The following is an 11,508-nucleotide window of genomic DNA, read 5'->3' on the forward strand; positions in this document are numbered from 1 at the left end:
GTGAAAAGCCGGTACCCCTCCCTCCCCCGCAACCCCGTCGGCGGCCACGTCCCCGTGGCCGGCGGCCTGAACTCCGTCGGTCTGACCTACGCCCGCGACCTCGGGGCCGAGACCGTGCAGGTCTTCGTCGCCAACCCGCGTGGCTGGGCCACGCCCTTCGGCAATCCGCGGCAGGACGAGGAGTTCCGCGCCGCCTGCGCGGCCGAGGCGATTCCGGCGTACGTCCACGCTCCTTACCTGATCAACTTCGGCTCGCACACCGAGGCGACGGTCGAGAGGTCGGTGGAGTCGCTGCGGCATTCGCTGCGGCGCGGGCGGGAGATCGGGGCGCTCGGCGTGGTCGTCCACACGGGCAGCGCGACCGGCGGCCGGGAGCGGTCCGTTGCCCTCAAGCAGGTGCGCGAGCACCTGCTTCCGCTGCTCGACGAGCTGACCGCCGACGACCCGTTCCTGCTCCTGGAGTCGACCGCCGGCCAGGGCGCCTCCCTCTGCTCGCGCACCTGGGACTTCGGCCCGTACTTCGAGGCGCTGGACGCCCATCCGAAGCTCGGGGTCTGCCTGGACACCTGCCACATCTTCGCCGCCGGGCACGACCTGACCGGGCCCAGCGGCATGCACCAGACGCTCGACCTGCTGGTGGACACGGTCGGCGAGGGCCGGCTGAAGCTGATCCACGCCAACGACTCCAAGGACGTCGTCGGCGCCCACAAGGACCGGCACGAGAACATCGGCGCCGGCCACATCGGCGAGGACCCGTTCCGCGCCCTGATGACCCACCCCGCCACCGACGGCGTCCCGCTGATCATCGAGACCCCCGGCGGCAAGGAGGGGCATGCGGCGGACGTGGAGCGGCTGAAGAAACTCCGGGATTCCTGACCCGTTCCGGAATACCCCCAGGGGGTATACGGTTCCTGTCCGGTACAGGAACCGTCATCCGGCATTGGGGGCACTCATGCAGCACGAGGCGCACACCGAACACATCCACCGGCACGAGGGCCACGCCACCGACGGACACGGCCCCGCGAGCTGGTCCATGGCCGCGCAGGCCACCCTCCACTGCCTCACTGGCTGCGCCATCGGCGAGGTGCTGGGCATGGTGATCGGCACCGCGCTCGGCTGGGGCAACCTCCCGACGATGATCCTGGCGATCGCCCTCGCCTTCTTCTTCGGCTACTCGCTCACCCTGCGCGGGGTCCTGAAGGCCGGCGTCGGCTTCCGCACCGCCTTCCGGGTGGCGCTGGCCGCGGACACCCTGTCGATCGCCGTGATGGAGCTCATCGACAACGGCGTGATCGTGCTGTGGCCGGACGCGATGGACGCCGGGCTCGGCGACACGCTCTTCTGGATCTCGCTGGCGATCTCCCTGGTGATCGCGTTCCTGGTCACCACACCCGTCAACAAGTGGATGATCGGGCGGGGCAAGGGGCACGCGGTGGTGCACCAGCACCACTGAGGGGTACCGGGAGTCAGAGCTCGGGGCCCTCCCCGGGCTCCTCCTGGTAGGAGTAGCGCTGCTCCTTCCACGGATCGCCGATGTTGTGGTAGCCGCGCTCCTCCCAGAAGCCGCGGCGGTCGGCGGTCATGTACTCGACGCCGCGCACCCACTTCGGGCCCTTCCAGGCGTACAGGTGCGGGACGACCAGGCGCAGCGGGAAACCGTGTTCCGCCGTCAGCAGCTCGCCGTCCTTGTGGGTGGCGAAGAGGGTGCGGTCGGACGCGAAGTCGTCGAGGCGGAGGTTGGAGCTGAAGCCGTACTCGGCCCAGACCATCACATGGGTGACGGCGGGGGCGGGCGGGGCGATCTCCAGGATCGCGGAGGCGGGGATGCCGCCCCACTCGGCGCCGAGCATGCTGAACTTCGTCACGCAGTGCAGATCGGCGACGACCGAGGTGTAGGGCAGCGCCGTGAACTCCTCGTGGCTCCAGCAGTGCTTCTCACCGTTCGCGGTGGCGCCGAAGACCCTGAACTCCCAGCGCTCGGGCCGGAACTTGGGAACTGGCCCGTAGTGCGTGACCGGCCAGCCGCGCTGCAGGCGCTGGCCGGGGGGAAGCCCCGGGTGCACGGAATCTCCGGTTTCTCCTGATGCGCGTTCCACCGGTTGACCCATGCCTCCATCCTGACAGACCCGCGGCGATGCCCATGACCGGCCTCCGCCCGATTCGGGCAACTCCTACTAAGCGTGAACTTACTGGACGGCCTCGCACGCCGGTGCAATCATGCGGCGCAACCTGCCCGTTCCCCCCGGTCGGAAGGAGCCTCTGCGATGCAGGGCGACCCCGAGGTCATCGAATTCCTCAACGAGCAGCTCACCGGCGAGCTGACCGCGATCAACCAGTACTTCCTGCACGCGAAGATGCAGGAGAACTTCGGCTGGACGAAACTCGCGAAGTACACCCGGCACGAGTCGTTCGACGAGATGAAGCACGCCGAAGTGCTCACCGACCGGATTCTCTTCCTGGAAGGGCTGCCCAACTATCAGCGGCTCTTCCACGTACGGGTGGGCCAGACCGTCCAGGAGATGTTCGAGGCCGACCGGCAGATCGAGGTCGAGGCGATCGACCGTCTCAGGCGCGGGATCAAGGTGATGCGCGACAAGGGCGACATCACGTCCGCGAACATCTTCGAGTCGATCCTCGAGGACGAGGAGCACCACATCGACTACCTCGACACCCAGCTGGAACTGGTGGAGAAGCTCGGCGAGGCGCTGTACATCGCCCAGCTGATCGAACAGCCGGAGAGCTGACTAGGCCGCTTCGTCGAGGTCGGCGATCTCGGCGAGGACCGGTCGGCCCTGGTCCGCCGCCTCCCGCCGCGGGCAGGCGCCCCGGCCGAGGATCGCCTGGATGCGGCGCACGCACCCGCCGCAGTCCGTGCCCGCCTTGCAGGCGGAGGCTATCTGGCGGGGAGTGCAGGCACCGTCGTCCGCATGCTGCTGGACCTGCGCCTCGGTCACGCCGAAGCAGCTGCACACGTACACGCGGACTCACCTCCCACCTAGATCGATAAGGCTAACCTAACCTTACCCGGCGCCCGAAGACCGCAAAAGTGGGATGGGGCGCGGATCGTATGTGATCCGCGCCCCACTTCATGCCCTGGTGACAGGTGCCGCCGTCACTGATCCCGGTACATCTCGGCGACGAGGAAGGCCAGGTCCAGCGACTGGCTGCGGTTCAGCCGCGGGTCGCAGGCCGTCTCGTAGCGCTGGTGCAGGTCGTCGACGAAGATCTCGTCGCCGCCGCCCACGCACTCGGTGACGTCGTCGCCGGTGAGCTCGACGTGGATGCCGCCCGGGTGGGTGCCGAGGGCCTTGTGGACCTCGAAGAAGCCCTTGACCTCGTCGAGCACGTCGTCGAAGCGGCGGGTCTTGTGACCGGAGGCCGCCTCGTAGGTGTTGCCGTGCATCGGGTCGGTGATCCAGGCGACGGTCGCGCCGGAGGCGGTGACCTTCTCGACCAGCTCGGGCAGCTTGTCGCGGACCTTGTCGGCACCCATGCGCACGATGAAGGTCAGCCGGCCCGGCTCACGGTCCGGGTCGAGGCGCTCGATGTACTGCAGCGCCTCCTCGGCCGTGGTCGTCGGGCCCAGCTTGATGCCGATCGGGTTGCGGATCTTCGAGGCGAACTCGATGTGCGCGTGGTCCAGCTGCCGGGTGCGCTCGCCGATCCACACCATGTGCGCGGAGACGTCGTACAGCCGGCCGGTGCGCGAGTCGACGCGGGTCAGCGCCGACTCGTAGTCGAGCAGCAGCGCCTCGTGCGAGGAGTAGAACTCGACGGTCTTGAACTCCTCCGGGTCGGTGCCGCAGGCCCGCATGAAGTTCAGCGCGTTGTCGATCTCCCGCGCGAGCTGCTCGTAGCGCTGACCGGAGGGGGACGACTTCACGAAGTCCTGGTTCCAGGCGTGCACCTGGCGCAGGTCGGCGTAGCCGCCGGTGGTGAAGGCGCGCACCAGGTTCAGCGTCGAGGCCGACGCGTGGTACATCCGCTTCAGCCGCTCGGGGTCCGGGATGCGGGCGGCCTCGGTGAAGTCGAAGCCGTTGACGGAGTCGCCGCGGTAGGTCGGCAGGGTCGCGCCGTCGCGGGTCTCGGTCGGCTTGGAGCGCGGCTTGGAGTACTGGCCGGCGATGCGGCCGACCTTGACGACCGGCACCGAGGCGGCGTACGTCAGGACGGCGCCCATCTGCAGCAGCGTCTTGAGCTTGTTGCGGATGTGGTCCGCGGACACGGCGTCGAAGGCCTCGGCGCAGTCGCCGCCCTGGAGGAGGAACGCCTCTCCCTTGGCGACGGCCGCCATTCGGGCACGCAGCTGATCGCACTCGCCCGCGAAGACGAGCGGCGGATACGACTCGAGGTCCGCAACGACTGCGCGCAGAGCCTCAAGGTCGGGGTACTCGGGCTGCTGCGCCGCGGGCAGATCTCGCCAGGTGTTGCCAGCGCTCGCGCTGGTCTTAGCGTTCACGGTCACCCCCCAAACATTACGGGGTCGTGTCGGGGCTCCAGGACCATGCCCAACAAATGAGACACCCCGTACGCGGTACGGACATGGGGTAGGGTGCGTCGCATGTTCGCGCACTCGATCCAGAACTGGTGGTGGACCGCTCATCCGGCGGCCCACTGACTGCGCGTACGCAAGACTTCGCGAAGGCCGCCCGAGGGGCGGCCTTCGGCGTTTCCCGGGGGTCCGTTCCTCTCCAGCGAGAAGGAAAACGGACTCATGCATCTGGTCGACCTGCTCGACGATCCCCGACCGTTCGCCCTGCTGCGCCGCCGCACGCCGGGCCACGACGAGAACACCGTGGAGGTGCTGCTCGGCCCGGTCCACACGTGCGACCGGCTCGCCGACCTCCCGGACGAGGGCCTCGCGCTCGTCCCCTTCCGGCAGATCCGCGAGCGCGGCTTCGACGTGCGGGACGACGGCACACCGCTGCTGGTGCTGACGCCCGAGGTGGTGTGTGACATGCCACTGGACGAGGCGCTCGCCGCCCTCCCCTCCCACGACGTCCGCGTCGACCGCGGCGGCTTCGACGTGGACGACGAGGAGTACGCCGAGATCGTCGGGCGCGTGCTGCGCGAGGAGATCGGACAGGGCGAGGGCGCCAACTTCGTCGTCCGGCGGACGTACGAGGGGGAGATCGCGGGGTTCTCCCGCGCCGACGCCCTGGCGCTGTTCCGGCGACTGCTGGAGGGCGAGCGGGGCGCGTACTGGACGTTCGTCGTGCACACCGGGGAGCGCACCCTGGTGGGGGCCAGCCCGGAGGTGCACGTCCGGATGTCCGGCGGCACGGTCGTGATGAACCCGATCAGCGGGACGTACCGCTATCCCGCCGAGGGCCCCACCCCGGAGCACCTGCTCGGCTTCCTCGCCGACTCCAAGGAGATCGAGGAGCTGTCGATGGTCGTCGACGAGGAACTCAAGATGATGTGCACCGTCGGTGACATGGGCGGGGTCGTGATCGGGCCGCGGCTGAAGGAGATGGCTCACCTCGCCCACACGGAGTACGAGTTGCGCGGGAAGTCCACGCTGGACGTGCGCGAGGTGCTCAGGGAGACCATGTTCGCGGCGACCGTGACCGGCTCGCCCGTGCAGAACGCATGCCGGGTCATCGAACGGCACGAGGTCGGGGGGCGCGGCTACTACGCGGGCGCGCTGGCCCTGCTCGGCCGTGACTCCGGCGGCGCCCAGACCCTCGACTCCCCCATCCTCATCCGTACCGCCGACATCGGCGCCGACGGCCGGCTGCGGGTGCCGGTCGGCGCCACCCTCGTACGGGGTTCGGACCCGGCGGGCGAGGTGGCGGAGACCCACGCGAAGGCGGCGGGAGTGCTGGCGGCGCTGGGCGTACGTCCCTCCCGGCCGCGTGCGGAGCACACGCGCGTACGTCTCGCCGACGACCCACGCGTGCGTGCCGCGCTCGACGGGCGCCGGGCCTCGCTCGCCCCCTTCTGGCTGCGGATGCAGCAGCAGGCCGACGAGCCGGCCGGGCACGCCCTGGTCGTCGACGCCGAGGACACCTTCACGGCGATGCTCGCGCACATGCTGCGCGCCGGCGGGTTGGACGTGACGGTCCGGCGCTACGACGAGCCGGGGCTGAGGGAGGCCGCTCTCGGGCACGCGGGGCCCGTCGTACTCGGGCCCGGCCCCGGCGACCCCCGCGACCTGGACGACCCGAAGATGCGGTTCCTGCGCGGGCTGACCGCCGAGGTGATCCGCACCCACCCGCACGGTGTGCTCGGCGTCTGCCTCGGGCACGAGCTGATCGCGGCCGAACTGGGGCTGGAGATCGTCCGCAAGGAGGTGCCGTACCAGGGCGCGCAGACGGCGATCGACCTGTTCGGGCGGGAGGAGACGGTCGGCTTCTACAACAGCTTCGTGGCGCACTGTGCCGACGAGGCGGCCGAGGAGCTGGCCGCGCACGGCGTCGAGGTGGCCCGGGCCGGCAACGGCGAGGTGCACGCCCTGCGCGGGCCGGGCTTCGCGGGCGTGCAGTTCCACCCGGAGTCGGTGCTGACGCTGAGCGGCGCCTCGGTCGTGCGTGACCTCGTCGCTCAGGTGCGCGGCACGAGCACGTTCTCCGAGCGGCGGCCCGCCCGGTAGTCGAGGACGTTCTGCACGGTCGCCTCGATGATCTGGCCGACGGCGTCCCGGGTGTAGTACGCCTGGTGCGAGGTGACCAGGACGTTGGGGAAGGTGACCAGGCGGGCCAGGGTGTCGTCCTCGATCGCCTCCAGGGAGCGGTCGACGAAGAACAGGCCCGCCTCCGCCTCGTACACGTCGAGGCCGACGCCCGTGAAGCGGCCCTCGCGCAGTTCGGCGACGAGGGCCGCGGTGTCGATGAGGCCGCCGCGGCTGGAGTTGACCAGGATCGCGTCGTCCTTCATCCCCTTGAGCGCGTCGGCGTCGATGAGGTGCTGCGTCTGCGGCATCAGCGGCACGTGCAGGGTGATCAGGTCCGATTCGGCGAGGAGTTGCTCCTTGGGGACGTACTCCATGCCGAGTGCCACGCAGGCGGGGTTCTCGGCGACGTCCCAGCCCAGCAGCCGCATGCCGAAGCCGTGGGCGATCCGGGCGAACGCCTCGCCGATCTTGCCGGTGCCGAGGACGCCCGCGGTGCGGCCGTGCATGTCGCGGCCCATCAGCCCGTCGAGGCGGAAGTCGAAGTCACGCGTGCGCGTGGAGGCGCGCACGATGCGGCGGTTGACCGCCATGGCGAGCGTCCAGGCGAACTCGGCGACGGCGTAGGGCGAGTAGTAAGAGACGCGGGCCACGGTCATGCCGAGCCGCTCGGCGACCTTGAGGTCGATGTTGTTGAAGCCGGTGGAGCGCTGGGCGATCATCTGCGTGCCGCCGACCGTGAGGGTCTGCAGGACGCGGTTGCCCAGGCCGCAGTTGACGCTGGTGCAGACGATCTCGTAGCCGGCCGCGATCGGGGCGGTGTCCTCGTTGAGGAAGACGTCGAGACACCGGACCTCGTGATGCCCCTCGAAGGCCCGCTCGATCAGGGGCTTCTCGTCCGCCTGGACACCGAAGGCAAGAATCTCCACGATCCGCTCCCGTTTGCGATGGGTTATGGGCCGAATATACGGCCCACAACCCCAGGGTGCCGGTTCAGCCGAAGAAGACGCCGACCTCCTCGTACAGCTTCGGGTCCACCGTCTTCAGCCTGGCCGTGGCGTCCCCGATCGGCACGCGGACGATGTCGGTGCCGCGCAGCGCGACCATCTTGCCGAAGTCGCCGTCGCGGACCGCGTCGATGGCGTGCAGACCGAAGCGGGTGGCGAGCCAGCGGTCGAAGGCGCTCGGGGTGCCGCCGCGCTGGATGTGCCCGAGGACCGTCGTGCGGGCCTCCTTGCCGGTGCGCTTCTCGATCTCCTTGGCGAGCCACTCGCCGACGCCGGACAGCCGGACGTGCCCGAAGGAGTCCAGTGACTCGTCCTTGAGCACCAGGTGGCCGTCCTTGGGCATGGCGCCCTCGGCGACGACCACGATCGGGGCGTAGGAGGACTTGAAGCGGGAGGTGATCCAGGCGCAGACCTGGTCGAGGTCGAAGCGCTGCTCGGGGATGAGGATGACGTTGGCGCCGCCGGCGAGGCCGGAGTGCAGGGCGATCCAGCCGGCGTGACGGCCCATCACCTCGCAGACCAGCACGCGCATGTGGGACTCGGCGGTGGTGTGCAGACGGTCGATGGCCTCCGTGGCGATGCCGACCGCGGTGTCGAAGCCGAAGGTGTAGTCGGTGGCGGACAGATCGTTGTCGATGGTCTTCGGCACGCCGACGCACGGCACGCCGTACTCGTCGGACAGCTTCGCGGCGACACCGAGGGTGTCCTCGCCGCCGATGGTGATGAGCGCCTCGACCTCCTGCTTGGCGAGGTTCTCCTTGATCCGCCGGATGCCGTTGTCCTGCTTGAGCGGATTGGTGCGCGAGGAGCCGAGGACGGTGCCGCCGCGGGGCAGGATGCCGCGCACCGCGGGGATGTCGAGGGGAACGGTGTCGCCTTCGAGCGGACCGCGCCAGCCGTCCCGGTAGCCGACGAAGTCGTAGCCGTACTCCTGTACGCCCTTGCGAACGATGCCCCGGATGACGGCGTTGAGCCCGGGGCAGTCGCCGCCTCCGGTCAGTACTCCGATACGCATGGAAATGTCCCTTCGCCGCGGTTGCCTGGTGCAGCCACGCTAATGGTGATCCAGGTCACACAGGGATGGGTCGGAGCGGCAATTCCGGTGAATCACCGGGCGGTTGGTTTACTCGTCGTCAAGTCCGCGTTCTATGGCGTACCGGACGAGTTCCACCCGGTTGTGCAGTTGCAGCTTGCCGAGGGTGTTCTGCACGTGGTTCTGGACCGTGCGGTGGGAGATCACCAGGCGCTCGGCGACCTGCTTGTAGCTCAGGCCCTTGGCGACCAGGCGCAGCACCTCGGTCTCGCGGTCGGTGAGCTGCGGGGCCCCCGGCTCGTCGGTGCCCGGGGCCGGGCCGGGCTCGGAGGCGAGGCGGCGGTACTCGCCGAGGACGAGTCCGGCCAGGCCCGGTGTGAAGACCGGGTCGCCGACGGCCGTACGCCGGACCGCGTCCAGCAGTTCCTCCGTGGACGCCGACTTCAGCAGATAGCCGGTCGCGCCCGACTTCACGGCCTCCAGCACGTCGGCGTGCTCACCGCTCGCGGACAGGACCAGGACACGCAGGGCGGGGTTGTGGCCGACGAGTTCCTTGCAGACCTGGACGCCGGGCTTGAGCGGCAGGTTGAGGTCCAGGACGAGGACGTCGGGGCCGGCGGCCCTGGCGCGGCGCACGGCCTGCTCGCCGTCGCCCGCGGTGGCGACCACGTCGAAGCCGGACTCGGTCAGGTCGCGGGCGACGGCGTCGCGCCACATGGGGTGGTCGTCGACCACCATGACCCTGATCGGGCCCTGCTGCTCACTCATCTGTGCCCTGCCTTCGCGTTCTTGGGTACCTTCAGCTCGACCTCCGTGCCCTGCCCCGGAGTCGAGATCAGCTCGGCGCTGCCGCCGAGGTCGCGCAGCCGGCCCCGGATCGACAGGGCGACCCCGAGCCGCCCCTCCCCCTCGGCCTGGGCGAGCCGCCCTTCGGGGATGCCGGGCCCGTCGTCCCGTACGGTCACCACGACCTCGTCGGGTTCGTCCTCCACGAGGATCCACGCGCGCGCGTCCTCGCCGGCGTGCCTGCCGACGTTGTCCAGGGCGGCACCGACGGCCGCGGCCAGCTCCTTCGCGGCGGGCGCCGGCAGCAGCACCGGAGCGCCGGGTTCGACGAGGGCGACCTTCGCGGCGGCGTGCGGGGCGAGCAGCGCCCGCAGGTCGACCGGGCCCTCCTCGTCGTACGACGGCTCGTCGACGGCCCGTACGACCGCGCCCTCGGCCGCGTCCTCCGAGACCCGCGACACCGGCAGCAGGCCGCCGGAGACCAGGGTGCGCAGGGCGACCTCCTGCTCGCCGGCCATCCGGCCGAGCTCGGCCGCCTCGCCGCCGAGGACCGCGCCGCGGCGCTGCACCATGGCCAGCACCTGAAGGACGCCGTCGTGGATGTCCCGGGCGAGCCGCTCCCGCTCGCGCGTGGCGGCCTCGATCTCCAGGGCGCGGGCGAGGGTGCGCTCGGAGGCGCGGGCGACCTCGACGACGTAGCCGATGGCGATGGAGGCGACCCAGACGAGGATCACGTTGTGGACGGTGTCGCGGGCCGGGGCGCCGCGCTCGACGAGGTTGGCGACGGCGACCGGCGTGGAGGCGAAGGCCGCCCAGCGCCAGCCGCCCTTGATGGCGTAGGCGAGGACCGACCCGGCGGTCCATATCGACGGCAGGGTGGGGCCGCCGTTGTGGATGTGGTGGTCGTTGACGGCGATCGGGGTCAGCAGGATGCCGGTGAGGGCGATGGCGAGGTCGACGGCGAGGAAACGCTTGGTGCAGGCGGCCGCGTTCTGCACGCGGGGCAGGGTCGCGAGCGTCCAGACGAACAGCACGGCGTAGTAGCCGACGGCGACGCCCGCGTGGTCGTACTCGTCGTAGGCGGTGGCGAACAGGCCGACCGCGTACAGCATCGTCAGCACCCGGTACGCGGTGAGCGCACGCCACAGCGGCTGCTCGACCGACATGCGCATGACGCGCACACGCTTGGTCACGTCCCCACCCCCCTGTAACGACCGAAAGCCTAGGCCCCGGGCTTCTCCTCGTCGGCCGATTCCTTGGGCTGCTCCTTGGCCTGTTCCTTCTCGGCCTTCGCCGCCTCCGCGATCTGCCGCTTGGCGGCCGTCGCGTACATGTCGACGTACTCCTGGCCGGAGAGCTTCATGATCTCGTACATGACCTCGTCGGTCACCGCGCGCAGCACGAACCGGTCGTGCTCCATGCCCTGGTAGCGGCTGAAGTCCAGGGCCTTGCCGATGCGGATGCCGGGCCGCATGAGCTTGGGCATGACCTTGCCCGGCGGCTGGATCTTCTCCGTGTCGATCATGGCGACCGGGATGACCGGGGCGCCGGAGGCGAGCGCCACGCGCGCGAGGCCGCCGGGCTTGCCGCGGTAGAGCCGGCCGTCGGGCGAGCGCGTGCCCTCGGGGTAGATCCCGAACAGCTCACCGCGCTCCAGGACCTCCAGGCCGCTGCGGATCGCCGCCTCGCCCGCGCCGCGCGCGCCGGAGCGGTCCACCGGCAGCTGGCCGACGCCCTTGAAGAAGGCGGCCGTCAGGCGGCCCTTCACACCGGGCGTGGTGAAGTACTCGGCCTTGGCGATGAAGGTGACCTTGCGGTCGAGCACCGCCGGCAGGAAGAACGAGTCCGAGAAGGACAGGTGGTTGCTCGCCAGGATCGCGGCCCCCTCGGCGGGGATGTTCTCCAGGCCTTCCACCCAGGGCCTGAAGGTGACCTTGAGCGGTCCCCCGATAGCGACCTTCATCGCGCCGTACAACACCCGTGTGCCTCCAGTTTCCGTCGATCAGACCTTAACCCGGCCCGCCGTCAAAGGCGCCGACGGCCCTGGTCGGTGTCAGTGCGGTCGCGTA

General features: G+C 70.2%; 13 protein-coding genes. 5 read left to right on the plus strand and 8 right to left on the minus strand.

All coding sequences use genetic code 11. The annotated features are described in order from the left end of the window. Positions 1–876 carry a deoxyribonuclease IV gene (locus FBY22_RS31715; protein WP_142151411.1) on the plus strand — a complete coding sequence of 292 codons (876 nt, stop codon included), beginning with the start codon at positions 1–3 and terminating at the stop codon, positions 874–876. A gap of 76 nt (positions 877–952) precedes the next feature. Continuing rightward, positions 953–1,453, plus strand: coding sequence for a DUF4396 domain-containing protein (locus tag FBY22_RS31720; RefSeq protein WP_142151412.1), 501 nt, complete (start codon positions 953–955; stop codon positions 1,451–1,453). Positions 1,454–1,466: 13 nt separating this feature from the next. Here the strand turns inward: FBY22_RS31720 and FBY22_RS31725 are convergent, their stop codons facing one another. Further along, complete coding sequence (locus tag FBY22_RS31725; protein ID WP_142151413.1) at positions 1,467–2,108, minus strand: sulfite oxidase-like oxidoreductase; 642 nt, start codon at positions 2,106–2,108, stop codon at positions 1,467–1,469. Between the two features lie 156 nt (positions 2,109–2,264). Between FBY22_RS31725 and bfr the strand changes: the two genes are divergently transcribed. Then, positions 2,265–2,744 (plus strand): bacterioferritin, encoded by a 480-nt coding sequence (bfr, locus tag FBY22_RS31730; RefSeq protein ID WP_142151414.1) that lies wholly within the window; start codon positions 2,265–2,267, stop codon positions 2,742–2,744. Here bfr and FBY22_RS31735 read toward each other — a convergent pair whose 3' ends face one another. Both FBY22_RS31735 and FBY22_RS31740 read right to left on the minus strand, forming a co-directional pair. Next, positions 2,745–2,978: a bacterioferritin-associated ferredoxin gene (locus FBY22_RS31735; protein ID WP_142151415.1), complete on the minus strand. Its 234-nt coding sequence runs from the start codon at positions 2,976–2,978 to the stop codon at positions 2,745–2,747. 134 nt (positions 2,979–3,112) lie between these two features. Next, positions 3,113–4,465 (minus strand): class II 3-deoxy-7-phosphoheptulonate synthase, encoded by a 1,353-nt coding sequence (locus tag FBY22_RS31740; RefSeq protein WP_142151416.1) that lies wholly within the window; start codon positions 4,463–4,465, stop codon positions 3,113–3,115. A 96-nt stretch (positions 4,466–4,561) separates the two neighbouring features. On the opposite strand from FBY22_RS31740, the gene FBY22_RS46080 reads away from it, so the two are divergent. Then, the gene (locus tag FBY22_RS46080) at positions 4,562–4,618 is read left to right on the plus strand and encodes a trp operon leader peptide (RefSeq protein WP_076973970.1); all 57 of its coding nucleotides are present in this window, start codon (positions 4,562–4,564) and stop codon (positions 4,616–4,618) included. A 96-nt stretch (positions 4,619–4,714) separates the two neighbouring features. Beyond that, on the plus strand, positions 4,715–6,595 hold the full coding sequence (locus tag FBY22_RS31750) for an anthranilate synthase family protein (RefSeq protein ID WP_142151417.1): 1,881 nt from the start codon (positions 4,715–4,717) through the stop codon (positions 6,593–6,595). Here FBY22_RS31750 and FBY22_RS31755 read toward each other — a convergent pair. The 5 genes from FBY22_RS31755 to FBY22_RS31775 all read right to left on the minus strand — a co-directional run bounded on the left by FBY22_RS31755 (position 6,547) and on the right by FBY22_RS31775 (position 11,402). Beyond that, the gene (locus tag FBY22_RS31755; RefSeq protein ID WP_142151418.1) at positions 6,547–7,542 is read right to left on the minus strand and encodes a 2-hydroxyacid dehydrogenase; all 996 of its coding nucleotides are present in this window, start codon (positions 7,540–7,542) and stop codon (positions 6,547–6,549) included. The genes FBY22_RS31750 and FBY22_RS31755 overlap by 49 nt on opposite strands. A 64-nt stretch (positions 7,543–7,606) precedes the next feature. Next, positions 7,607–8,635, minus strand: a complete 1,029-nt coding sequence (locus tag FBY22_RS31760; protein ID WP_142151419.1) for a 6-phosphofructokinase — start codon at positions 8,633–8,635, stop codon at positions 7,607–7,609. A gap of 108 nt (positions 8,636–8,743) precedes the next feature. Further along, the gene (locus FBY22_RS31765; protein WP_142151420.1) at positions 8,744–9,421 is read right to left on the minus strand and encodes a response regulator transcription factor; all 678 of its coding nucleotides are present in this window, start codon (positions 9,419–9,421) and stop codon (positions 8,744–8,746) included. After that, positions 9,418–10,632: a MacS family sensor histidine kinase gene (gene macS / locus FBY22_RS31770; RefSeq protein ID WP_142151421.1), complete on the minus strand. Its 1,215-nt coding sequence runs from the start codon at positions 10,630–10,632 to the stop codon at positions 9,418–9,420. Before macS ends, FBY22_RS31765 begins: the two co-directional genes overlap by 4 nt. A gap of 29 nt (positions 10,633–10,661) precedes the next feature. After that, positions 10,662–11,402: a 1-acyl-sn-glycerol-3-phosphate acyltransferase gene (locus tag FBY22_RS31775; protein ID WP_260845216.1), complete on the minus strand. Its 741-nt coding sequence runs from the start codon at positions 11,400–11,402 to the stop codon at positions 10,662–10,664. Positions 11,403–11,508 lie beyond the last annotated feature (106 nt).

It is taken from the genome of Streptomyces sp. SLBN-31 (assembly GCF_006715395.1).
GTDB lineage: Bacteria > Actinomycetota > Actinomycetes > Streptomycetales > Streptomycetaceae > Streptomyces.

What these genes read in the sequence shown, in the direction of transcription:
- FBY22_RS31720 (WP_142151412.1), top strand. Translation starts at nt 953, where the DNA reads ATGCAGCACGAGGCGCACACCGAACACATCCACCGGCACGAGGGCCAC.
- FBY22_RS31725 (WP_142151413.1), bottom strand. Translation starts at nt 2,108, where the DNA reads ATGGGTCAACCGGTGGAACGCGCATCAGGAGAAACCGGAGATTCCGTG.
- bfr (WP_142151414.1), top strand. Translation starts at nt 2,265, where the DNA reads ATGCAGGGCGACCCCGAGGTCATCGAATTCCTCAACGAGCAGCTCACC.
- FBY22_RS31750 (WP_142151417.1), top strand. Translation starts at nt 4,715, where the DNA reads ATGCATCTGGTCGACCTGCTCGACGATCCCCGACCGTTCGCCCTGCTG.
- FBY22_RS31760 (WP_142151419.1), bottom strand. Translation starts at nt 8,635, where the DNA reads ATGCGTATCGGAGTACTGACCGGAGGCGGCGACTGCCCCGGGCTCAAC.
- FBY22_RS31765 (WP_142151420.1), bottom strand. Translation starts at nt 9,421, where the DNA reads ATGAGTGAGCAGCAGGGCCCGATCAGGGTCATGGTGGTCGACGACCAC.
- FBY22_RS31775 (WP_260845216.1), bottom strand. Translation starts at nt 11,402, where the DNA reads ATGAAGGTCGCTATCGGGGGACCGCTCAAGGTCACCTTCAGGCCCTGG.